The organism is Microlunatus ginsengisoli, from assembly GCF_039537205.1.
Classification (GTDB): Bacteria; Actinomycetota; Actinomycetes; order Propionibacteriales; family Propionibacteriaceae; genus Microlunatus; species Microlunatus ginsengisoli.
Window position 1 is genome coordinate 24,537 of record NZ_BAABAB010000057.1, and the last position, 21,091, is coordinate 45,627.

Sequence of the window (21,091 nt, forward strand, 5' to 3'; positions counted from 1 at the left end):
ACAACCCCAGTTGGCATCCTTGCAGTCAATGTCGCGCTCGGCACCGAACCGTATCGCGTCGGCGGCCCAGTACGTCCGGTCCGGCGACCCTCCTTCCCGTCTCAATATTCAATTCTGGGACACCCAGCAGATCTGGGGCATCAGTATCTCGTCGCTCGGTGACTCGACCAGCAGTTCGACGATGCCCGGCGCCGATAGCACCAGGGTCTCCGGCACCTGCTGGGGGGCCGCCATGGTGGCTGTCGCTACGACGCCGCCCGCCGCGTCGAAGGCCGTAACGGTCGCTGGCGTCGCGAATCGGGCCAAGGTGATCTCGACGCTGGACGCTGGAACGGCGAGCTTGATCGTCGAGGAATGCCACAGCCGCAGCCCGGTCACCGAGGCCCAGTTGGCCACGGACGTGTCTGCGGTGGGACCGGTCGTGTCGCGGGTCTCGATGGTGAGTGCACCGGCGACCCGGGGATTCGTGCTCGTGTCGACGACCGCGAACATCAAGCAATCCTTCGTCGTGTCGCAGGTGCGAACCACGACGCCCTCGATGGTGCCGGCGAGACCGCCGTTGCCGCCCTTCTCGTCGGGCTCGAACGCGAAGCGGTACGCGGCGGTCAGCTGCAGCCCGCGCATCGCCGGGTCCTTCGCTCTGCTCACCCGGCCGCACATCTGGCCTTCCATCACCCCGACGTCGCCGCATTCCTGACAGCCCTTGAAGGCCGGCTCGCGATGGGTGCCTTCGTTCGTCATACCCGACATGCGACCCGAGACGATGCCGATCGCGGTGCGCAATTGGAACCGTGCCGCGTGTATGCCGCGTCGCAGACCCGACCCGCCCGCGAAGACGGTGGTCAGGTCGCGGATGATCAGCTGCCCGTCGAACAGCTTGCCGAGCTCGGAGTCGCAGCGGTGCGAGGTCACCTCGGCCCGCAACAGGTGCTCGACCACCCGCGTCCGACAGTCCAGCTTCTTGCACGAGTGATCATCGAGATCGATGATCGTCAACTCGCCCTTCACGTCCTTGGACAGCTCGTCCAGGCACAGCACGCCCCGTGCGAGCTCTTCTGGTCTTCCGTCGCAAACGTTGAACGCCATGGTCGGTGACTCCTCCGCACGTTGGCCCGGCCTGTGCCGGTCCGATGAAGTTCAGAGCGCGGTCCTGGTCGATCAGATACAGGCGGGACTTCAATCAGTCGAATGTCGGCGCTCGTCTCGATCGCTCCTACGGAGTTGCGGCAGTCCTGTGCGGGGACGGAGAGAATGAGACCGTGACATAAGGCGCTTTCTCGGCACGTGGGCAGTCCACCGGGGTGCGTCCGGGCCCCGATCCGCGTAGCGCCGGGAACATGCCCGGTTCGCTGGTGCACAAGACGTACTTCGTGTTGATGGTCGTCGAGATGGATCGCGCGCTGCACTTCTACATGGAGAATTCGACGCGACGGTTGTCATGCATACTCCGTACTGGAGCGAGCTGTTGGTCGACGGGTCCACAGTGGCGCTCCATCCGGGCTCTCGGAGGCCGCATCGCCGTCCCGCCACGGGATCGGCCGGGCGAGGGGATTCGGATCGCCCAGCTCGCCGACGCCGAGGGCAACGTCCTGACGGTCGCCGAACCCGCCCGCTGACCACGGCCGGTCGCGGCTGCTTCAGGTCCTGCGGGCACGTGGTCAGGGAGGTGGGCGGCTCAGGAACAATCTCCGCCACCCTGGCCGCGGAGGTTGCCGATTTTGTCCGGACCCAGGTCGACGCCTCGCGTACAGGTCGCCTAGACAACGCCTTCCTCAGCCGCGGAAGGCCTCAGCGATCCGCGACACGACGAACCGCGCGGGGTGTGCTCCCAGCTGGCCTTCCGGACGTCTGAACTGCTACCAGGGGCTATGCAGAGTTACGGAGATGCAGCGACCCCGACGCATTCGGTCCCCCAAACGGTTCAACACTCTGCGGCATTTCGAAAAGGCACGTCGTCGAGGCTGCGACCTGACCGGAGCAGCCCCGCCTCAGCGATGCGGCCCAGTGATACGGTTGGCACGGAGGTCGCAGGAATGGAAGTGGTTTATCAGACCGGCGGAAACCGCGTTGTCGTTCATCCGGCGCTTCTCGTGATCGCGTGTGATCCGCGCGGGCTCGAGTCGGTGATGGACTATAGACCGCAGGAGCGGGCGCTGCTGGACTCGCTCCGCAACTTCACCTTTTACACGACGTGTCTGCGCGTCTATCCGCGCAAGTCGCAAGATCGGGTCGTCATCCTCGCTCCCGACATCGTCGAGTCTCAGACCGGCCTCGTCCAGGGGTATCGCAACGAGACAGCAAAACGGTGGGGTCTTACGGTCGCGAACGGCGCTGCGACCAACGTCGTCACGACGTATCAGATGGTCGGGGTAAACGGTGCGTCGGATCCCGGCACCCTTACCGCCCAGCGAAATGCGTTCCTGGACAGCCCACCGTCGTGGTGGCCGTTCCAGCCCGGCCGATACGAGATCGTGCAGGTCGAGGAGAACCAGAATGGCGGGATCCACCCGGCCGTGAATCCGCTGCTGACGCCGTATTTCAACCAGTTCCTCTTCGGCGCGCTCGAAGCCGGGGCCCCGTGGCGATGGCTCGACCTGCAAGGCGCGAACGACACGGTGTACGTGCACGCGTCGACGTGTTTCGAGTCCGTCCTGCACTGCTGGTCGTATCTGAATATCCTGCTCGACGCGAAGCCGGCACTGCTCTCGGCAGCCAAGGACAGCGCTATCGTTGTCATCGGTGCGGGAGTGAGCGGGCTGCTCTTCGCGCAGCGCTTCATCGACTCGGGCTACACGAACATCACGATGCTGGAGAAGACGAATCGATTCGCCGGCAAGACCCATTCGCTGCAGGTGCCGGATCAGGGAGGCACGTCGATCGCCGAACTCGGTACGTGCTACCTGTCGCCGGCGTACGACGACATGGTGCAGGCGATCTCCGAGTTCACCGTCGGCAACACTCGCGTGCCCGTCGCGCACGGGTCCGAACGAGGCATAGTTGTCGGCACGCCGCCGAACGAGACGGTCATGGCTTTCAGCGACTACGGACTCATGGTGGCGTGTCAGTATCTTGGTTTCGGGTGGCCATGCAGCAAGGCTGAGCAGGATCTCGCCTACCTTGAGCTCGTGGCGGCCGCCGCGATCTACGTCGGCCTGCGTTTGGAGATTTTCGGCACCATCGACGGGGTGATGCCGATCTCCAGGCCTGTCGGTGACCCGTATGGCGTCTTTTCGAATACCTTCGCGCAGTTTCTTGATGACAACAAGATGGGCGCGTTGAAGGGCTATCTGATCTATGCCTATCAAGTGCAGGGGTATGGCGATCTCGACAAGATCCCCGCGTACTACGGTCTCGTTTGGATCACGCCGGACATCGCGTGGCCGTTCGGCAAGTCGAGCGGCGTCACGGCCTGGCAGAAAGGCTGGGAGGACGTCTGGGATCAGATGGTCAAAAAGCGCAACATGAACATTAAGCTGAACACAAACGTGGTCAGCATCCGCCGCTGACTACACACGACGCGGTGTGATGTTGTCCGATCAGTTCACCAGGGATAGTCGGCGCCATGAACTTGGCGTCCTTGGGCTGCCGTGGCCCGGTGCTGCTCGGTAGCGCTGTTGCGGCGATCCCAGACGTAGCTGCCGGGAGCCCATCCTCACCCCGTCCGGCGCCTGGCGCACCCGACACCAGCATGGTGAGCGCGCGGATGCCGAGGACCGTGTTCGACACCGTGCGCCCACCGTCACGAAACCACGGCGTTCGATTGACAGCCCGACGCGCCCGCTGGAGGGTGAGAAGTGACACAGGGAGGAGGGCTCATGGCAAAGGTGGTGCACTTCGAAATCCCGGCCGACGACCTCGACCGTGCGAAGAACTTCTACGGATCGGTGTTCGGCTGGCAGTTAGAGACGATGGCGATGCCGCAGGGCGGTGAGTACACGAGCGTGGTGACGACGCCGGTCGACCAGCAGACCCAGATGCCGACCGAGCCGGGTGCGATCAACGGTGGGATGGTGCAACGCGACGAGCTTGCATCAGCGGCGCCGGTGATCACCGTCGACGTCGAGAACATCGACGACGCGCTCCGCGAGATAGAGGCCAACGGTGGCAGCACGGTTACGCCGCGCACGGCGATCCAAGGCATGGGCGCCTTCGCATACTTCAAGGACTCCGAGGGCAACGTCATCGGTCTGTGGGAGACGAGCGGCTGACCGGGAGCGCGGTCCCAACGGGGCGACGCACCGGATCCGGGCGGGAAGTTGTTCAGTAGTTTACTGACGACTCGGCGCCGGCTCGCGCCGACTCTGCCGCAGATTCGCACGCGAGATGCTGGGGACCGATCTGACCAACATCGTGACTTCTATCGGCCCTCGCGCTTACTGAAGCATGCCCACCGCAGTCGATAGCATTCGGCGCAAGTATCTCACCGTGCTGTCACGACTTCATGACGAACCTTCCCCATAACATGGCCAAATCGGGTCAGACATGATCTCGGTTTAGCAGATAAACGCGGGCACCTGGGGAGGAGCTCGCGACTCACACGCCGCCCTCGCTAATACGGCGAGGAACGGAGTCCCATGTCCGATAGCGCTGTTCCGCAACAGCCTGTCCCACAAGACGGTGGTGGTCACGGCCAGCAGCCACCGCCGTATCCCGGCGTGCCGACTAGGCAACCGCGCAAGCAGACCGGCCCGAGGTGGCTGCCGCTCGCCGCCGGAACCATCGTCGGCGCGTTCGGCCTGATCGCCGCCATCATCGGTGCCGCCACCGCCGGCAGCTCGGCCGGCACCGCCGACCCCGCACAGGTCACCAGCACTAGTGCATCGGCCGGTGCAGCTGCGGCGCCCACTTCGACCAAGTGCGGAACCACCGACACGGTGATCCAACGCCACCTACGCCACAGCCGAGGACCTATATAACGCCGCGGTCGCCGTCGGGCTCGCGGGCAACGTGTGGAAACCCGACAGTTCCTCGAAAGCCAACTCGTCCTCGTCTGGCAACGACGGCTGGGACGACGATAATTTGACCTCTTACTTCATGGTGTACAGCGACCGGGCCACTATGGTCAGTGACCTGAACGCCATCCATGCCGGGGATAGCGCGGACTCCAAATCTGGAGAGTGGGCACTTCTCCAGGGCCGGTCTGATCAATCAGCTGTCCTCGGAGTACGGCGAGGGTTTCCCTAAGAAGGTCGCGACGTTCGCTGTCGACTACGTCCACGCAGACTGGAACGCAGAGGCCGTCGAGGCGGCGAACGGCTACCTGGAATCCGGCCAATTCTCACGGCGGGTGCTGATCGAGCAACTGGAATCGTCCTATGGCGAGCACTTCACGCACAAGCAGGCCGTCTACGGCGTGAACCACTCCAAGCTGTAGTCGGTCATCCAAATGTGTCGGGGCCGCTGATCGCTTATCTTGTTGTTGGCGCGCGAGATGAGCCCATGTCCAGGGCACTCCACGCGGGCTGCCGCCGAGCTCGATCCGATCCTCCCAGGCAGAGCAGTGTGCAGCACGGATCCGGCCATCGGCGATCCTCGATCAACGAAGTACCGGTTCGATGGTGATCCGGCCACATGTCGGGAACCGGTTTGTCTGTAGGAGGTGGGTACGCTGGCTGTGACGGCATCGCACCGGCCCCTTCAACGCGACCGCCCGAGTTGCAGCACTCCCCAGGCACGTCGAGCCAGCCGACCCGCCAAAGTCGAATCGTGGAGTGTGGCCAAGGAGGCGCGGAAATGTCGAAGATTCACCTGAGGGAACGTCCACATTCGAAGCCGCTGGCGGATGGCTCGCAGCTGTCGGAGGAACAAGAAGACGCGCTGAGCCTGGATCTGGTTCAGCGTGTGGTGGTTTCCGTGCTGGCCGTCGTGATCGGTGGTTCGATCTCCTGCGTGCTGTCGCTGACCGCCGCACTGCAGCCGGCCACGCTCGATCCGGTCAGTGACGTTGGCTTGTGGGTGATGGCGGGGATCACCGGTCTGCTGACGACTGCGGTGGTGTTGGTGATCAACCGACGCCACAGCTACTCCCCGCTGCTGGTGTTCGGTCTTGTGCCGATGGCAGTCTCGGCGTTCTGGGTATTTGCGTGAGATGTTCGGTCTCGTGGATGCGGTGCTCGGTAGCAACTTCGAAGATCCGGGTGTCTGTTCGGCTGGAGGGAGGGCATCATGAGTGTTCATACGATCCGAGATTGGCGAGGGATCAAGGTGTCGGTCGGTCGGTGTACCACCGAGGAGTTGCAGCACATGCGTGCCGAGGCGGCCGCGGCTGCCGACCACATCGCGCATTACATCGCCGACGTGGACGCGGAACTGGCCGAGCGTGGAGAGACTCCGTCCGATCGCGAGGTCGCAAACGGTAGCTCGCCCGTTTCCTGACGACGTCGAGCTGATCGCCGACGAACTCGCCCGCGAGCCGTCGTCGAGGTCCATGACCCAGCTGGCGACCAGGCAGCCAATGGACAACTTGTCCCGGATCAGCTGCTGCGTATCTACGTAGCTGGTCGCTTCGACCGTGATCTCGTCGTGCCGCGAGTCGGATGGGCTGGGTCGCGGTCACCGGTCACCATCTCGCGCATGTGAGCCACCACTCACCACGCTCACCGTGCTCGTCTCGCAAGGCATCGCATGTTCTGTGCCGCGCGGGTGGGCACCACTAGGACGCGGGTACGTGGGTTACTGGCAGACTGTGCAGCCGTCTGTCGGTCCAGTAAGCGGCGGCGATGACGAGCAGGCCGAGGAGAGCCACGGCTGCGCTGGTGAGGAAGATGCCGCGTTGGCCGAAGGCGGTGAGCGTGCCGACGGCGATGATGGGGCCAGAGACGATGGCGCCGATGCGGCGGGTGTCCATGTAGAGACCGGTGGACAGCCCGGGCCGTGGGATTAGCTGTTGGAACAGTGCGGATGCCGGCGATGCCGGCGAAGGACCAGGCGTTCAGCAACTGGAGGCCGATCAACAGGACCGGGCCGGCGCGACGCTGTATTGGAGTTGGCACCGTCACTGCGCGTCAGCGTGCAGGATCTGCGGCGGCTGGATGACGTCCACACCCTGACCGTCCGGATCGACCGGCTTCGACGCTGGTACCGGCCGGGGCTGTTGTGCATCGGCGACGCCGCTCATGCAATGTCACCGATCGGTGGCGTGGGGATCAATCTCGCCGTCCAGGACGCCGTGGCCGACCGCCGCCCGAATCCTCGGCGGACCGCTGCAGACCGGACAGCTGAACTCCCGGCACCTCGCTCGAATCCAGGCCAGACGCAGCCTTCCCACCATCGGCACCCAATCGACCCAACGCGCCGGACAACGGTTCCTCGTCAGGCCCACGCTGACCAGCACCAAACCCATCAAGGCGCCCCTGCCAGTGCGACTCGTCGGTCACCTCCCGACGCTGCAAGCAGTGACCGCACGGATGATCGGCGTCGGGCTGCGACCCGAACACGTCAACAGGACAACCTGACATCCAGCCCAGCCGACACCAACGTCCATCCGACGCGTGAGGTGCGGCCGCAAAGGCCCGACTTGAGCCACACGCGGCCAAGGACTCCCCGACCTCAGAACCGCCGCCAGGTCGGTGCCGCGACGGCACGCAGCAGTGTGCGCAAACGACCGTCATGCGGAGCACGCAGAGCTAGCGTTGCACGATCCGCTCGTTGAGCATCGATAGGCGGCCCGTGGACGCCGTGCCACGACGGTTACGTCTGCACCCTGGCAGGCTGGAGGCCGGCGCAGTCGTCGATCTGCGTCGACAGCCGTCGTGCGAATCTTGCTGCTGGTGCGCCGTCGACGATGGCATGGTCGACGGAGATGGTGATGTCGAGCAATTCCCGGGGTTGCAGCCTGTCGTCGACGTAGCACGGCTTGGTGACCAGCCCGCCGACGGTGATAGTGAGAGTGGCCGGGGTGACCGGGATTCCCCAGCCTCCCGCCGGTCCGAACATGCCGACAGAGCTGACGGCGATGGTTCCGCCGAGGAGTTTGAATAGGTCGGGTCGGCGGAGCAGGACGCGCCAGACGAGCCGGCGAACCGGTTGGGGCAGGTTTAGGTAGGCAAGGGACCAGCGGTAGCGGCGGTCCAACTCGGGCTGGGTCCGTTGCGCGGTCCTGATTGTTGCGGTGAGTTCTTCGACGCTTTGGTGGTTGATGGCGCGGATGATGACCGACTTCACGATGGGCTGGCCGTTGACGGTGGCCTCGATCTGGGTGTTGGCGTCGACATCGTCGAAGATGATCAAGCGGTTGCGGCGTCGGTAGGCGTGCAGCGTCGGGTCCTGGTCGATCGCGCGTCCGATGACGTACAGCAGGTAGGCGGTGAAGGAGACGTCGTGGCCGGCGGCGCGGGTCTGGGCGATCGCCTGACGGGCGTCGGTGACGTCGATCTCGACCAGCCCGTGGATGACGTCCTTGGTCCGCGAGGCCGCCAGCAGGTCACCGTAGGCACGCCGGATCTTCAGGAACGGTCGCGTCTCGTAGCTTGGCGGTTGCCGGTCCACGACTTCACGCTAGGCGCAGCCGAAGCACCAACGGCAGAGTAGAAAGTCCCCAGAATTGTCCGACAAGACAACCGCTCAGTGGCACAGAGGAGGTGAGGACAGGTCTCGCCGCCAAGTTCTAGATCTGCTGTTCAAGTCGGCGAAGCAAGTTTCGCCAACATAATCACCGAGTCTGCGGCAATCCCAGCCTCTCGCCGGGCGGGTGTATGGGGGTGCTTGACCCCTTGAGCGAACACTACGATCGCTCTGGCCAACGACCTAGCCGCAGCGTCGTCCTTGCCCGCCAGCACTGTCCGGATGTAGCGCTCGAACCGATCCTTGGTGTTGCCTCGGGGCGCGGGAGATTCGCCCTCCACGTCATGTTGGCTGGCTCGTACACGGCATCGCCGAGCAGCTCGGTTACCGTCACGCATCGCAGACCAACGTCCTTGTGGTCCTGGGCCGTGGTGGCGTTCTGGAAGCGTCGACGCAGTTCACGAATCTCCTCGTCCACCGCCGGCCAGCCCACCTCGGCTCGAGGCGAAACTGGGTCAAGCAGGGCCTCGAACGTCGCTTCTTCGAGCCGCAGCAGTCGCATGTAGAGCGGGTCGAACAATTGACTCAGAAGGTCACGTCTTGCCTGGTAGGAGCCGTAGCCGTCGTTGCGCATCCAGCAACTTCGGAACGACGTGAAGTTGCGATACGGCGGGTCGAAGTCGACCCCAAGCCGCTTGGTCACCACCAACGCCCGGATTGCTATCGCAATCCCGTCCTCGGTCAGTTTCTCACTGCCGCCAGTTCCGTAGGCCTCCAGCTCTCCATGTACCAGTCGGCACAGCGCCACGGCGACTTCGGTGTGTGCCCATCCCCCCAGCCGGGCCTGGCGGAGCTGGTTCATCATCTCGTGATTGAAGTGCTGCACGTTGCGGGTACCGGCAGTGGTGCTGGTGCCCAACCCCCAGGGATCGGCCTGCCGGACCGGCACTTCGCTCTCGGTGAAGAAGTCGTCAACTCGCACCCAACAAGGGCTTGCAGGTGAGCCGGACATACGATTTGGAACGGCTCGTTGTCGTGTGACACTGCAGCGACCGGTGGGCTCGACCGAACCGCCGTCGCCAAATATTGCGACCTCTGGCGAGCCCTGCATCGGAAGCAGAGCCGAGAAGCGTGAGGTCGAACCAAAGGCTAACCGCAGGGCGACCGTCGAGAACCCTGAGCGGACCGCTCAACGAGGCGGGGACATCGTGTGGACGTTTGCGGCAGATACCGTTCGAGTGTTCAGAGGACGGAGGCGCGGTGCCGAACACGAAGCACGGGGTAGCAGAGTCACACCTTCGACTGGTTTGGCCGCAGTGGCAGGGCGCCGGCACGCCAAGCGTCCGAGCACTGGCTCCGGAGTTCCCCTTTGACGTAGCCCGACGCGGATACTCCGTGGGCACTCGGGTGCTGGCGGCCGTGCTGCCCGAGCATGACGGCCCCACCGCCGTTGTCCCGGTCGAGATGGGCGACCGGGGACTCGGCCAACGCGACGGCATCGAAGCCAAGACGATCGTCTTGGAACAATTGCGGGACGCGTTGGCACTCCTCGCCGAGTACGATCCGGATCGTGTCACCACGCTGGGCGGTGAGTGCTCGGTCAGCATGGCGCCGTTCTCCTATCTGATTGACAAGTACGGCGACGACCTCGCGATCGTGTGGATCGACTCCCACCCCGACATGGGCACCGGGGAGAGTGACTATCCGGGCTATCACGCCATGGTCGTGTCGGGGCTGACCGGACACGGTGACCAGGAGCTGCTCGACATCCTCCCGGCCACCATCACCCCGGACCGCGTCGCCTTGCTTGGCATGCACGACTGGACCGATCCCACACTGCCGGCCGTCGCCGAGCAGTGGGGACTCACCGTGTTCGGCCCTGACGCGCTGCGGACCAGCAGCGCCCCGGTGCTCGACTGGCTTGTCGCGACCGGTGCGAGCAAGGTCGCGGTCCACTTCGACGTCGACACCATCGACGCCGACGAGATCCAGCTCGGCCTGGGCGCCGACGTCGGCGGCCTCACCAGCACCGAAGCGCGCCGTCTGGTCGCTGACATCGACCAAAGCGTCGACGTCGTCGCTCTCACCATCGCCGAGTTCATCCCGCGACAGGTGATCCACCTGCAGCAGATCCTTGACGGATTCCCGCTGCTCGGCGGTACCAACAAGCCGTCCTGACCAACTCACCGAATCCGTCCGATGTCTCGCAAGCCGTCGGACCTGAGCTCCGCCTTTCCCGATCTCGCGGCCGCCGCGGCGGCCCAGTTACCTGAGGGTGTGGTGCTCGACGGGGAGGCGGTGGTCTGGCTGGACGGCCGGCTCGACTTCGACCAGCTGCAGCACCGGATGGTCTCCAGCCCGACCGCCGCAGCCAGGTTGGCGGCTGAGCATCCGGCGTCGTTCGTCGCGTTCGACGTCCTCGCCGCCGGCGGCGTCGACGTCCGCTCGAGGCCGTGGCGGGAGCGTCGGCTGCTGCTCGAGATCGTCGCCCCGACGGTTTCGACCCGCCCCTCCGGTTGTCCCCGTACACCGACGACCATGCGACCGCGCTGGAATGGTTCGCCGACTACCCCGCGGTCGGGGTGGAGGGGCCGGTCGCAAGGGTGCCGGCTCGCCGTACCGGGCCGGTCAGCGAGGCTGGTGAAGGTGAAGTCCCGCACCAGCATGGACGCGATCATCGGTGCGGTGATCGGACCGCTCGAGCATCCTGAGGCGCTCGTCGTCGGCCGCTGCACCGACGGCGGCGAGCTGACGATCGTGGGCCGCACGGTGCCGCTGTCCGCGGGGCATGCGGCGGCCGTCGCCGCGGTGATCGTCGGAGCTGCGGCGGTGGGGGAGCATCCGTGGCCGGAGTGGATCGGCTCGGGCCACTTCGGCGGTAGCCCGATTGCGATCAGCCGGGTCGCGCCGCAGGTGGTGGTGGAGGTCGCCGCCGATACCGCGCTGCAGGCCGGCCGGCATCGGCACGCATTGCGGCTTGTGCGTCTGCGACCCGACCTGACGCCAGACGACGTGTCCTGAGTCCCAGGGGCTGAGCGTCATCGGGTCGACCCGCCATCGGCCACCGGGTGACCTTCGACCTGGCAGGGCAGTAAGGACAGCCTGACCGCCGCACCGTGGCGCGCGCAAGCCCGCCTGCGGTGTCCTACGGAGGCCCGGTTTGCCGCGCGCCGCCGTGCGGCGGTCGAGCGTTCTGTCACCATCCACCAGGAAGGATCACCACCATGACCGAAACTCCGCCGCCGCGCCGCATGCGGGGAGTAGTCGATGCTTCACTTCACCTGGGACTGCCGGTCCCCCCGAGGGACTTGATTGCGACGTTGCGTCGCCGGAAGGCGACCGTCGTGCGGTGCACGCGGAGGGACCCCTCGTGCGGAGCTCGCAGTAGCCGACACCCTCAGGGTCCTCCAACGGTGCACCTCAAGAGGACCAGCAGCCATCACCACCACGAGCTGGCGGCATCGACCCGCGTCGACACCGCCCGGCCTCGTGGCGCCGACCCGAGCGGCACGGCGACCTTGAACGCGAACCCGCCGACAGCAGTGGAACGGTCGACTGCACCTGCCGAACAGAACGTGTAAAGGATCAGGCTGCGAGCGCCCGCGCCTTGAGCTGTTCGAACTCGGCCTGGGTGATGGCGCCGCTGTCTAGGAGAGCCTTGGCCGACGCGATCTCGTCCGCCGCGCTCTTGGCGGATCCGGCGGCCACGGATCTGACGTAGTCGTTTTGGGCCTGTTGCGCGGCCTTCACCTGTTCCAGTTGGCGCTCCTGCATACCGTGCCCACGGGCGATCAGGTATACCAAGATGCCCAGCCACGGAATGACGATCACGAACAGCACCCACAGCGTCTTCGCTCCGCCGCCGATGTCCCGGCTGCGGAAGATGTCGCCCAGGATCCACCACAGGCACATGAACCAGGCGAAGAACAGGAAGAACTCAAGCATCGCGAGTAGAAACGATCCGTTGTTGTTGAACATCGACAGCCTTTCGTTGCGCCGGTGTGAGATGGCCCGCTCCGGGCCAACGATTGAAGCATGACGCCTCGCCGCAACCAGGCAGATTAGGCGGCCGCGTGTCGTCAGCCGGCTCCTCCATCCCAAAACGATGGCACGGTGCGCCATGCAGAGCTTCCCGACGTAGGCGCACCGCCGCCGGACACACGTCGTACACCCGTCCCGGGATGTCAGGGCCGCGAGCCCACTGCCGGCCAAGTTCAGGGTCGTGGTGGGTGAGGACGCTATTTGGGTGATCCTTTTTGTTCCTCGCTACGGTACGCCGTAAGCCGATCGTCCAGCGAGAAGCGGCCGTGCGCTTGCTGCTGGCTGGATCTGATCGAGTACGCCGCCAGAGCGAGCTGTTGACTTCGCTCGCCGAAGATCGCGGATCTGATCGGGGTGGCCATGTCAGCTGTCTGACGCTGGATGGCGTCTGACCCGATGCGCCGACCTTCAGGTGTCGAGCAACGTCAGCTGTTCGGCCGTCCTCATGCGGCCGGGGTTGTTGCGGTGTCTGCGGCGCGCCGGCCGGCACGCATCATGGCGATGTACTGGTCGTAGTCGCGGCCTTTGACGGCGAACTTGTCCAGCACCCACGGGTGGGTGGTGATCATGACGACGACCACCTTGTTGTTGACGTTCATGTCCTGCTCCCTCCGTGTTGTGTTCGGTGAGACCAGGTTGGCTGCACGCTGCCCCCGTCGCACCGGTCGGAACCCTGGTCGCGTCCCGGGTGACTCGTCGGGGGACGCCGCCGGGCTTACGGCTCCGACTGCGGGTCGTGCAGTTCGAGGAGCAGCGAGCCGAGTGAGCTCGCCGTTGGAGGTTTGGAGCCCACGTTCGAACGCGGACCGGGTGAGCCGCTGAGGTTCGGCGTCGCCGACATGGCGGCCGAACAGGTCCGGGTCGTGGCGGAAGTCCTCGACCGGGACAAGCGAGATGGTGTTCACCCGGCTCTTTACCGCGGCGTGACCCGCCGGGAATGCCGCGATCCGCCGGGCGAGGGTGGTCACGAATCGGTCCAGGTGCTGCGTCGGGAGTGCCCGGTTGATTCAGCCGTATCGTTCGGCGAAGTCGGCGTCGTAGTCGTCGGCGCTGAGCAGAACCTCGAGGGCACGGGCCCGGCCCATCACCCGGATAAGGTATTCCACCCCACCACCGCCTGGAAGTAGACCGAACGCAGGTTCGATCTGGCCGAAGATCGCCGTCTCGCGGGCAGCGAAACGGAGGTCGCAGGCCAGCACCAACTCGCTGCCCGCGCCGCGAACGCGGCCCTCGATTTGGGCGATGGTCACGAGGCGGCTGGCGCTGAGATACCGGAACAGCAGCGCGATCGAGGGGTCGCCGGTCAGTTTCGCCGCCTCGGCCCGATACTCGGCGACCCGGTTCAGGTCGACATGCGGGGATGAAGTAGTCGGGGTCGGCGCTGGTGAACACCACGACCTTGACTGCCGCGTCCGCCTCGGCGCGCTGGATCAGGGTGACGAGGTCACGGACGAGTTCTGGTCCGAGAAGGTTCATCGGCGGCGCCGCGATCCTCACGTGGAGCAGTGCTCGGTCGACGTGCACGTCGAGGGTCTCAAATCTCCACCGATCCGGTGCGTCCGGGCTGCTCACGGTGCCGTCCTCCTGATCGGGAGCCTGGGCGAAAGCGTGTCCCAGCCGGCCCAGAACAGCAAGACGTGGCCACGACACGTCTCTCGGTCCGGGCCGACAGATCCGGGCCGCCAGGCACGCACCCTGGCGATCCTGGTCAGCTGTGTGCGGCGTCGATCGCGTCGAGGATGGTCGCGGCGTACAGGTTTGGGGTTTCCTCCCAGGCGAAGTGTCCTGAGTTGAGCAGCACCAAACGGCTGTTTGGCAGCCGCTGGTGGAGGAACTCGGCGTTGGCCAGTGGCACGACGCGGTCGTTCAGGGCGCCGATGACGGTGACCGGCGTGGCGATCGTGGGGAGCAGCGCGGCAAGTGTTGGCAGTTCCTCGGGGTAGCGACGCACGTACCGCATCGATTCGACGAACCGGTCGCCCCGGTAGGAGGAGAGGTAGTCGTTGCGGATCGGGTCGGGTAGGGCATCGGTGTGGTTGGCGATCGCCGCGCTGACCACCGCCTGCGGGTCGACGCGTCGGTAGGAGTCCAGGTCGGGGGCGAGCACCCAGGACGCGAGGGGCTCACCGAGCTGCAGGGGCACCGCGGTGCCGCCGGCGCCGACGACGAGCCCCGCGATCTGCTCGGGGTGATCGGCGGCCGCGAACAGGGCCGCAGCGGTGCCGACGTCGGGGGCCACGACATGCGGCCTGCCCAGCTGCGCGGTGGTGATGAGTTGGGCAAGGAATCCGCCCATGGCCCGCGGCGACAGCAGTTCGTCGCGACGTTCGGACTGGCCGAAGCCGGGCAGGTCGACGGCGAACACGCGGGCGTATGCGGTTAGCGTCTCCCAGATCGGCGCGAACGCGTAAAGGCTCTCCGGCCACGGGCTGGTGAGCAGGATCGTCGGCTGGTGGGTGCCGCCGCTGTCAGCGTAGCGGATACGGATGCCGTCGACGGTGCGAAAGTTGACCTCGGGAATCGTGGTGGTGTTCATGTCGTCAGACTCCCGACCGGGTGAAACCGTTCGCACCGGTGTATTCCCCGGGCGCCCACCCTGGCGCGATGTCGCCCCGGGCACAGACCAGTGTCACCCACTGGTGTGACGGGGTGACGGCAGACGCAGTCTCGGGGTTGACAGCAGTTCGGCTGTCACGAAAACGGAGGGAAGGGAAGGCATGAGCAACATGGCAGCGACCGACCTGAAGATCGAAGCCGTCGTGATCCCGGTCAAGGACGTCGACCGATCGAAGGACTTCTACACCAGCCTCGGCTGGCGGCTGGACGCCGACTTCGCATTCGACAACGGCTTCCGAGTGGTGCAGGTCACACCGCCCGGGTCGCCGGCGTCGATCCAGTTCGGCACCAAGATCACGAACGCGACACCCGGAACTGCCGAGGGCCTGTACCTGGTGGTGGACGATGTGCGGCAGGCGCGGGATGGGCTGGCCGCACAAGGCGCCGAGATCAGCGAGGTGTTCCACCCGAAGACACCGGGCTCACAGTTCCAGCCGCTGGCCGATGGACGGGTCGACGGCACGGCCGATGCCCGGGCCAGCTACGGGTCGTTCGCGACCTTCGCCGATCCGGACGGGAACGTGTTCCTGCTGCAGGAGGTCACCACCAGGCTGCCCGGGCGGATCGAAGCCACGGCCACCTCGTACGGATCGCGCACCGACCTGGTTCAGGCCCTGAAGCGGGCCGCGGCCGCGCACGGTGAGCACGAGGCCCGCAACGGCGGCGCCTACGACCAGGACTGGCCCGAGTGGTACGCCGCGTACATGGTCGCCGAAAGCCACGGCGTGCAACTTCCGGAGTGATCGACCAGCCCGTTCAACGAACGCCAGCCAACTCAAACAGCAGAACCATCAACCAGAACACATCAGAACATCAACACCACAAGGAGAACGACAATGTCCACCCTGCACATGCACGCAGAAGTCAACGCCACCCCAGCAGAGTTCGTGGCCGCCCTCACCGACTTCGGACCGGGACGCTCGGAACTGTTCAGCAACAGCGACGACAGCCACCTCAAGATCCACCAGCGCAGCGACCACCGCGCGGATGTGACCGAGGGATCCGGCGGCGTCTGGGAACGTCTCACCTACGACTGGTCCGATCCGCTCCGCTCGGTCGCCATCACGACCGACTCGAACACCTGGGGCGGAGCCTCGGGCCACACCTACGAACTGACACCGCACGCCGACGGCACAACCGGGATCGACTACACGGTGGTCAGGGAGGGCAAGAACCTGCGCGGCTGGTTCCTCGGGATCGTACTCGGCACCGTGGGCAAGAGCGTGTTGATCAAGGCGTTCGACAACTTCGCCCACGCGGTCGAGGTCCGAAGTGTGGCCCAGCGGGCACAGCGGTAATTTGCGTGCCGACCCGGTCCGGCCAGTCGAGGTAGGCCTCGATCGTTGGCCCTGGATGGGCGTGCAACGCGGGCGAGGATCCAGCACTGCACGCCTATCCGCCGGCGCAGGCGGTAAAGGTCCGACCGTGTGGTCAGGCGGCTGGCCAGCAGATCTGAAAAGACGGCCAAATTTGGGTGGCGCGACCGTTGAAGCCGGGCTTGTCGCCCGCGGGCGCGACAGGATCACCGCGCTGCGGGCGGCTCTGGCCGGCTTCGGGTTTGGATGCGGTCAGGCGGCGGCCGGGTGGTCGAGATACTGCCAGCGTGGGTCGTCGTCGTTCCAGTTGTTGAGGAGGGCGTCGACCGCGAGGTCATGGGTGGTGGGGTTGAGGACGCCTTGGTCGGTGGCCGCGTCGAGCAGCGTCAGGTAGCTGGTGATGGAGTGGATTGGGAGTGCCGCGGCCGCCGGGTTGATCGGGTTGGAGACGTCGCGCATGTCGACGACGGTGAAGACGCCGACCACGGTGGCTCCCTCGTTCCTCAGTTCCGCGGCGAACGCATCGATCGCGTTGCCGGTGGATACGGCGTCATCGACCAGCAGCACCCGCCGTCCGGCTGCCGCTGCGCCGCGGACCCTCGGCTCGTGGTCCTCGTGGCCGACGTAGCCGGGTTTGCGGACGAACGCGAACGGCAACCCGGCGGTCAGTGAGATCGCGGTGGCGAGGGGGATGCCGCCGGTCTCGCCTCCGACGATGATCTCGGCGTCCATTCGCTCGGCTATCCCAGCCCCGCGTGCGGCGAGGGTGCGCAGCAGCGCAGGGTTTTCGTAGGCGTTCTCCACCGACAGCGGGTGCAGCGGCAGCCGGTCGGTGTGGTCCCAATGGGAGGTGCCGGGTCGGACCAGCCCGGGCACGGTGGCCAGCTGCGCGACCAGGTCTGTTGGGGCGGGCCGGGTCGGCAGGATCCTCGGTGTCGGTGAACTGATCTGCGTAACGTTCATGTCCGGCTTCTTCCGTTTCGATGGGTGCTGTTGCGACCAGATTGGCTGGATTGTGTGCAGGTCGAACCAGTCGGAGTCCCTGGTCGCGCCGGCTGGCTAGGGTGACGTCATGGTCGGATCGGCCACTGCGCTGTGGGGCCGCGTCGAAGAACTCGCCCGCCTCGACGCCGAACTGGGCCGTGTCCGCGGTGGTGAGAGCGCCGCGGTTGTGATCCGGGGCGAGGCCGGTATCGGCAAAACCGCGCTGCTGGATCAGCTCGCGCATCGGGCCACCGGCTGCCGGGTCACGCGGATCGCGGGCGTCGAGTCGGAGATCGAGCTGCCGTACGCCGCGGCGCAGCAGCTACTCGCGCCACTGCTCAACCTGGCCGAGAGGCTGCCGGAACCGCAACAGCGGGCGTTGGGGGTCGCGTTCGGTCAGGAGACGGGCCTGCCGCCAGACCGGTTTCTCGTCGGGCTCGCGGTGCTCGGGCTGCTTGCCGAAGCGGCCAGCGCCCAACCGCTGGTGTGTCTGGTGGATGATGCTCAATGGTTGGACGGGGCCACCGTCCAGACGTTGGCGTTCGTCGCCCGCCGCCTCGCCGCGGAGTCGGTGCTGGTGGTGTTCGCGGTCCGGGAGCCAGCGCCTGAGCAACCGTTTGCCGGTCTGCTGTCATTGCGGCTGTCCGGGCTCACCGACTCCGACGCCCGGGCACTGCTGGCGGCGACGAACCCCGGACGGCTCGACAGCCGGGTCCGTGATCGGATCGTCGCCGAGACTCGGGGGAACCCGCTCGCCCTGCTCGAGTTGTCCAGCAGCGGGAGGGCGGAACTGCTCGGCGGTTTCGGTGTCCCGGGAGGCGAGACCAGCGACCTCGAGGACCGCTATCGCCGACGGATCCAGGGACTGCCCGAGCCGGCCCGGCTTATGCTGCGCCTCGCCGCGGCCGACCCGACCGGCGACGCGACACTACTCTGGCAAGCGGCCCGCATCCTCAGGCTCGGACCGGGTGATCTGTCGCCGGCGGAAGAGGCGGGACTGATCGAGGCAGGGGCGCGGGTCCGGTTCCGGCATCCGATGATCCGATCCGCGGTCTACGCCTCCGGCACCGCCGAGCAGCGGCGAACCGTTCACGCGGCGCTCGCCGCTGCGTTGGGCGACGACGATGAGCGCCGGATCTGGCACCTGGCCGCGGCCGCCGGCGGACCGGACGCCGATCTCGCGGAGGCTCTGTTCGTCGCTGCCCGTCGCGCCGAGGCTCGTGGGGGAGTAGCGGCATCCGCGGCGCTGCTCCAACGGGCAGCTGCGCACACCGGTGAGCCCGGCCTGCGCGCCGAACGGACCCTGGCCGCCGCCCAGGCCCACCTGGACGCCGGCGCGTACCAGATCGCCCTCGGCCTGCTGCCGGTCGCCGAGGCTGACGCCGTCGATGATCTGCAACGCGCCCGGGCCGGGCTGATCCGCGGACGGATCGACCGGGCCGCCCGCAACGGCAGGGATGCACCGGTCACCTTGTTGCGAGCCGCCCGTGAGCTCGAGCCGCTCGATGCCGTGCTCGCCCGCCGCACATTCCTGGATGCCTGGAGCGCCGCCCTGGTCGCGGGCGGGCTGGCCGCGGCCGGCGGCAACCTGGCGGAGGTGTCACAGGCCGCCGACGATGCGTGGCGGAACGAAGACCAGCCGCAGCCGGCCGACGATCTGCTCCGCGGCTTGGCGATCATGATCACCTCCGGGACCGCGTCGGCCGAGGAGAGTCTGCGGCGGGCCGTGACCGGCTTCCTCCGCGGCGACGTGCCTGCCGACGATTGGTTGCATGCCGGCATCCTGGTGGCGGACGCCGCGCTTGCGCTGTGGGACTTCGACGCCTGGGAAACCGCGAGCAACCGGCACGTCGGCCTGGCCCGGGGAAGCGGCGCCCTGGCGCCGCTGGCGAACGCGATCAACGCCCGGCGGGTGATCGCCTTGTGGTGCGGCGAGGTGGAGCTTGCCCGAACGCTCGGCGCGGAAGAGCACACGGTGAAGGAGGTGACCGGCACCATGCGGGCGTCGTACGGCGACCTGTTCCTGCTGGCCTACCAGGGCCACGCCGCTCAGGCCGGTCCGCTGATCGCGGCAGCGGCCGCCGAGGCCACGTCACGGGGCGAGGGCCTCGGGATCCAGATCAGCGACCGGGCCGCCGCGCTGCTGCAACTGGGCCTCGGACACTACGCCGAGGCGCGGGTCGCGGCCGTTCGGGCGGCCACCGGTGACCTCGGCCCGTTCACCGGCCAGGCCCTGCCGGACCTGGTTGAGGCTGCCGCCCGCAGCGGAGACCGAGCCAACGCTGCCGACGCACTGGCCCGGCTCACGGCCTACGCCGCGGTCACCGGCTCGGACTGGGCCGCGGCCCTGCTGGCCCGGTCACGCGCCCTGGTCGACGACGGCACGAACGCCGAAGGAGACTACGCCGAGGCGGTCGACCGGCTGGGTCGGACCCGGCTTCGGTTCGAGCTGGCGCGGACCCGGCTGGTGTACGGGGAATGGCTGCGCCGCGAACGGCGCCGCGCCGATGCCCGGACCCAGCTGAAAGCGGCGTTCGAGGACTTCACCGAGATGGGCGCCGACGGGTTCGCCGAGCGCACCCGACACGAGCTCCTCGCGACCGGCGAGAAAGTCCGCAAGCGGACCGTCGACACCTCCAACGACCTCACCCCGCAAGAGGAGCAGATCGCCCGGATGGCCCGGGACGGACGGACCAACCCGGAGATCGGCGCCGAGCTGTACATCAGCGCACGAACGGTGGAATGGCATTTGCGGAAGGTGTTCGACAAGCTGTCCATCAGCTCCCGCCGAGAGCTCCGCGACGCACTGCCACCCCGCCGTGCCGACTCCCGACGTACCCGGTTGCCGCCGCCGACCTGAACGATCCGGACGACCCGACCGGCGGCACGGCCCGTCCACGTGCGAAACCCGCGGGGCCACCACCGCCATTGCGGCTGCGGTCAGCAGCCGTGAGCGGTCTGCCAGCGGTGCCTTGGTTGCAGCGGCCCGAACTGCAGGTCGCCATCCCGGGCGGTGACCACTGCGCGGCAGCTGGAGTGCCTGCCGTGCGCGTATCGCACGGTGACCATGATCCGGGGCGTGCCCGATCCGCTGATGATCTGGAGCTGGATCGTCGGATCCACAGGTTGGGCACGGTCGGCGCATCCGACCTCGGCCAGCATTGCGCCATAGACGATGCGGATCACTTCCAGGTCCAGACTGCTGAACTCACTGTCTGGGTCCTCGGGCAGCGGCGCGCGGGAGTACGGCGCTGCCGGGTCGGACCACGCATCGAAGGCGGCAGCCCACAAGTAGGTCAGCAGCGGCAGAAATTCCATCGGATCCTCCGGACCTCAGATCGGCGGGGTCGCGCCGACCCCTCGACGATCCGACGGCTTGGGTACCTCTCGAACCAGGAAGGCACCCTGGCCGGTTGCCTGGCCTTGATCGGCCGGCGCGGGCCGCTGTCGGGGTCGAGGCAGGCCGGTGGTTCAGGCCAGCTCCTCCGATGGTGACTGCGAGTGGCCCGAACGGGGATCTGAGGGGAGCCCAGTCACGGTGGACTCGATCGCGAGGTCGAGAAGCGGCTCGGAGACAAACGATCAGGACTGAATCGAACCCCCGTCGGTATCAAAGGGGGTGTTGGCAGCAC

General features: G+C 66.7%; 23 protein-coding genes. 12 read left to right on the forward strand and 11 right to left on the reverse strand.

Translation table 11 applies throughout. From position 1 onward, the window contains the following. Positions 1-108: 108 nt before the first annotated feature. Complete coding sequence (locus ABD747_RS26370; RefSeq protein ID WP_344810141.1) at positions 109-1,086, reverse strand: hypothetical protein; 978 nt, start codon at positions 1,084-1,086, stop codon at positions 109-111. A gap of 251 nt (positions 1,087-1,337) precedes the next feature. On the opposite strand from ABD747_RS26370, the gene ABD747_RS26375 reads away from it, so the two are divergent. From ABD747_RS26375 to ABD747_RS26385, 3 genes are all read left to right on the forward strand, one after another. Next, positions 1,338-1,616 (forward strand): VOC family protein, encoded by a 279-nt coding sequence (locus ABD747_RS26375; protein ID WP_344810142.1) that lies wholly within the window; start codon positions 1,338-1,340, stop codon positions 1,614-1,616. Positions 1,617-2,039: 423 nt separating this feature from the next. Then, positions 2,040-3,506, forward strand: a complete 1,467-nt coding sequence (locus tag ABD747_RS26380) for an NAD(P)-binding protein (RefSeq protein WP_344810143.1) — start codon at positions 2,040-2,042, stop codon at positions 3,504-3,506. Between the two features lie 309 nt (positions 3,507-3,815). After that, complete coding sequence (locus ABD747_RS26385; RefSeq protein ID WP_344810144.1) at positions 3,816-4,208, forward strand: VOC family protein; 393 nt, start codon at positions 3,816-3,818, stop codon at positions 4,206-4,208. A 416-nt stretch (positions 4,209-4,624) separates the two neighbouring features. Here ABD747_RS26385 and ABD747_RS26390 read toward each other — a convergent pair whose 3' ends face one another. Continuing rightward, positions 4,625-4,807, reverse strand: coding sequence for a hypothetical protein (locus ABD747_RS26390; RefSeq protein ID WP_344810145.1), 183 nt, complete (start codon positions 4,805-4,807; stop codon positions 4,625-4,627). Between the two features lie 276 nt (positions 4,808-5,083). Here ABD747_RS26390 and ABD747_RS26395 point away from each other — a divergent pair, with 276 nt between their 5' ends. The 3 genes from ABD747_RS26395 (at position 5,084) to ABD747_RS26405 (ending at position 6,375) form a co-directional block, all read left to right on the forward strand. Beyond that, positions 5,084-5,374 carry an Ltp family lipoprotein gene (locus ABD747_RS26395; protein WP_344810146.1) on the forward strand — a complete coding sequence of 97 codons (291 nt, stop codon included), beginning with the start codon at positions 5,084-5,086 and terminating at the stop codon, positions 5,372-5,374. A 359-nt stretch (positions 5,375-5,733) separates the two neighbouring features. Continuing rightward, entirely contained in the window at positions 5,734-6,087 is a 354-nt protein-coding gene (locus ABD747_RS26400) for a hypothetical protein (protein ID WP_344810147.1), read from the forward strand. Positions 6,088-6,243: 156 nt separating this feature from the next. Continuing rightward, positions 6,244-6,375 carry a hypothetical protein gene (locus tag ABD747_RS26405; protein WP_344810148.1) on the forward strand — a complete coding sequence of 44 codons (132 nt, stop codon included), beginning with the start codon at positions 6,244-6,246 and terminating at the stop codon, positions 6,373-6,375. A gap of 277 nt (positions 6,376-6,652) precedes the next feature. On the opposite strand, the gene ABD747_RS26410 is transcribed toward ABD747_RS26405, so the two are convergent. Continuing rightward, a complete protein-coding gene (locus ABD747_RS26410) occupies positions 6,653-6,847 on the reverse strand; it encodes a hypothetical protein (protein WP_344810149.1) in 195 nt (64 codons plus the stop codon). A 162-nt stretch (positions 6,848-7,009) separates the two neighbouring features. Here ABD747_RS26410 and ABD747_RS26865 point away from each other — a divergent pair, with 162 nt between their 5' ends. Beyond that, entirely contained in the window at positions 7,010-7,651 is a 642-nt protein-coding gene (locus ABD747_RS26865; protein ID WP_425562591.1) for an FAD-dependent monooxygenase, read from the forward strand. Between the two features lie 38 nt (positions 7,652-7,689). Here the strand turns inward: ABD747_RS26865 and ABD747_RS26420 are convergent, their stop codons facing one another. Together ABD747_RS26420 and ABD747_RS26425 are read right to left on the reverse strand one after the other, a co-directional pair. Then, positions 7,690-8,487, reverse strand: coding sequence for a 2-oxo acid dehydrogenase subunit E2 (locus ABD747_RS26420; RefSeq protein WP_344810151.1), 798 nt, complete (start codon positions 8,485-8,487; stop codon positions 7,690-7,692). Between the two features lie 235 nt (positions 8,488-8,722). Next, positions 8,723-9,484, reverse strand: coding sequence for a hypothetical protein (locus tag ABD747_RS26425; protein WP_344810152.1), 762 nt, complete (start codon positions 9,482-9,484; stop codon positions 8,723-8,725). A 413-nt stretch (positions 9,485-9,897) separates the two neighbouring features. On the opposite strand from ABD747_RS26425, the gene ABD747_RS26430 reads away from it, so the two are divergent. Both ABD747_RS26430 and ABD747_RS26435 read left to right on the forward strand, forming a co-directional pair. Beyond that, positions 9,898-10,680, forward strand: a complete 783-nt coding sequence (locus tag ABD747_RS26430) for an arginase family protein (protein WP_344810153.1) — start codon at positions 9,898-9,900, stop codon at positions 10,678-10,680. A gap of 21 nt (positions 10,681-10,701) precedes the next feature. Continuing rightward, the gene (locus ABD747_RS26435; protein WP_344810154.1) at positions 10,702-11,523 is read left to right on the forward strand and encodes an ATP-dependent DNA ligase; all 822 of its coding nucleotides are present in this window, start codon (positions 10,702-10,704) and stop codon (positions 11,521-11,523) included. A gap of 564 nt (positions 11,524-12,087) precedes the next feature. Here ABD747_RS26435 and ABD747_RS26440 read toward each other — a convergent pair. The 4 genes from ABD747_RS26440 to ABD747_RS26455 form a co-directional block, all read right to left on the reverse strand. Beyond that, the gene (locus ABD747_RS26440; RefSeq protein ID WP_344810155.1) at positions 12,088-12,480 is read right to left on the reverse strand and encodes an SHOCT domain-containing protein; all 393 of its coding nucleotides are present in this window, start codon (positions 12,478-12,480) and stop codon (positions 12,088-12,090) included. Positions 12,481-12,986: 506 nt separating this feature from the next. Then, a complete protein-coding gene (locus ABD747_RS26445; protein ID WP_344810156.1) occupies positions 12,987-13,142 on the reverse strand; it encodes a hypothetical protein in 156 nt (51 codons plus the stop codon). A gap of 408 nt (positions 13,143-13,550) precedes the next feature. Continuing rightward, positions 13,551-13,889 (reverse strand): enoyl-CoA hydratase/isomerase family protein, encoded by a 339-nt coding sequence (locus tag ABD747_RS26450; RefSeq protein WP_344810167.1) that lies wholly within the window; start codon positions 13,887-13,889, stop codon positions 13,551-13,553. Positions 13,890-14,251: 362 nt separating this feature from the next. Beyond that, positions 14,252-15,079: an alpha/beta fold hydrolase gene (locus ABD747_RS26455; protein ID WP_344810157.1), complete on the reverse strand. Its 828-nt coding sequence runs from the start codon at positions 15,077-15,079 to the stop codon at positions 14,252-14,254. A 181-nt stretch (positions 15,080-15,260) separates the two neighbouring features. On the opposite strand from ABD747_RS26455, the gene ABD747_RS26460 reads away from it, so the two are divergent. Next, complete coding sequence (locus ABD747_RS26460; protein WP_344810158.1) at positions 15,261-15,902, forward strand: VOC family protein; 642 nt, start codon at positions 15,261-15,263, stop codon at positions 15,900-15,902. Between the two features lie 93 nt (positions 15,903-15,995). Then, positions 15,996-16,457: an SRPBCC family protein gene (locus ABD747_RS26465; RefSeq protein WP_344810159.1), complete on the forward strand. Its 462-nt coding sequence runs from the start codon at positions 15,996-15,998 to the stop codon at positions 16,455-16,457. Positions 16,458-16,727: 270 nt separating this feature from the next. Here ABD747_RS26465 and ABD747_RS26470 read toward each other — a convergent pair whose 3' ends face one another. Then, on the reverse strand, positions 16,728-17,438 hold the full coding sequence (locus ABD747_RS26470; protein WP_344810160.1) for an orotate phosphoribosyltransferase: 711 nt from the start codon (positions 17,436-17,438) through the stop codon (positions 16,728-16,730). A 109-nt stretch (positions 17,439-17,547) separates the two neighbouring features. Here ABD747_RS26470 and ABD747_RS26475 point away from each other — a divergent pair, with 109 nt between their 5' ends. Continuing rightward, positions 17,548-20,319, forward strand: coding sequence for a helix-turn-helix transcriptional regulator (locus tag ABD747_RS26475; RefSeq protein ID WP_344810161.1), 2,772 nt, complete (start codon positions 17,548-17,550; stop codon positions 20,317-20,319). A gap of 80 nt (positions 20,320-20,399) precedes the next feature. Here the strand turns inward: ABD747_RS26475 and ABD747_RS26480 are convergent, their stop codons facing one another. Further along, a complete protein-coding gene (locus tag ABD747_RS26480; protein WP_344810162.1) occupies positions 20,400-20,777 on the reverse strand; it encodes a hypothetical protein in 378 nt (125 codons plus the stop codon). Between the last annotated feature and the right edge of the window lie 314 nt (positions 20,778-21,091).

Bases quoted from the DNA above. Each gene is read 5' to 3' on its own strand.
- ABD747_RS26465 (WP_344810159.1), top strand. From the start codon at position 15,996: ATGTCCACCCTGCACATGCACGCAGAAGTCAACGCCACCCCAGCAGAG.
- ABD747_RS26435 (WP_344810154.1), top strand. From the start codon at position 10,702: ATGTCTCGCAAGCCGTCGGACCTGAGCTCCGCCTTTCCCGATCTCGCG.
- ABD747_RS26385 (WP_344810144.1), top strand. From the start codon at position 3,816: ATGGCAAAGGTGGTGCACTTCGAAATCCCGGCCGACGACCTCGACCGT.
- ABD747_RS26395 (WP_344810146.1), top strand. From the start codon at position 5,084: ATGCCGGGGATAGCGCGGACTCCAAATCTGGAGAGTGGGCACTTCTCC.
- ABD747_RS26475 (WP_344810161.1), top strand. From the start codon at position 17,548: ATGGTCGGATCGGCCACTGCGCTGTGGGGCCGCGTCGAAGAACTCGCC.
- ABD747_RS26470 (WP_344810160.1), bottom strand. From the start codon at position 17,438: ATGAACGTTACGCAGATCAGTTCACCGACACCGAGGATCCTGCCGACC.
- ABD747_RS26460 (WP_344810158.1), top strand. From the start codon at position 15,261: ATGAGCAACATGGCAGCGACCGACCTGAAGATCGAAGCCGTCGTGATC.
- ABD747_RS26375 (WP_344810142.1), top strand. From the start codon at position 1,338: ATGCCCGGTTCGCTGGTGCACAAGACGTACTTCGTGTTGATGGTCGTC.
- ABD747_RS26455 (WP_344810157.1), bottom strand. From the start codon at position 15,079: ATGAACACCACCACGATTCCCGAGGTCAACTTTCGCACCGTCGACGGC.
- ABD747_RS26405 (WP_344810148.1), top strand. From the start codon at position 6,244: ATGCGTGCCGAGGCGGCCGCGGCTGCCGACCACATCGCGCATTACATC.
- ABD747_RS26480 (WP_344810162.1), bottom strand. From the start codon at position 20,777: ATGGAATTTCTGCCGCTGCTGACCTACTTGTGGGCTGCCGCCTTCGAT.
- ABD747_RS26410 (WP_344810149.1), bottom strand. From the start codon at position 6,847: ATGGACACCCGCCGCATCGGCGCCATCGTCTCTGGCCCCATCATCGCC.
- ABD747_RS26370 (WP_344810141.1), bottom strand. From the start codon at position 1,086: ATGGCGTTCAACGTTTGCGACGGAAGACCAGAAGAGCTCGCACGGGGC.
- ABD747_RS26400 (WP_344810147.1), top strand. From the start codon at position 5,734: ATGTCGAAGATTCACCTGAGGGAACGTCCACATTCGAAGCCGCTGGCG.
- ABD747_RS26445 (WP_344810156.1), bottom strand. From the start codon at position 13,142: ATGAACGTCAACAACAAGGTGGTCGTCGTCATGATCACCACCCACCCG.
- ABD747_RS26440 (WP_344810155.1), bottom strand. From the start codon at position 12,480: ATGTTCAACAACAACGGATCGTTTCTACTCGCGATGCTTGAGTTCTTC.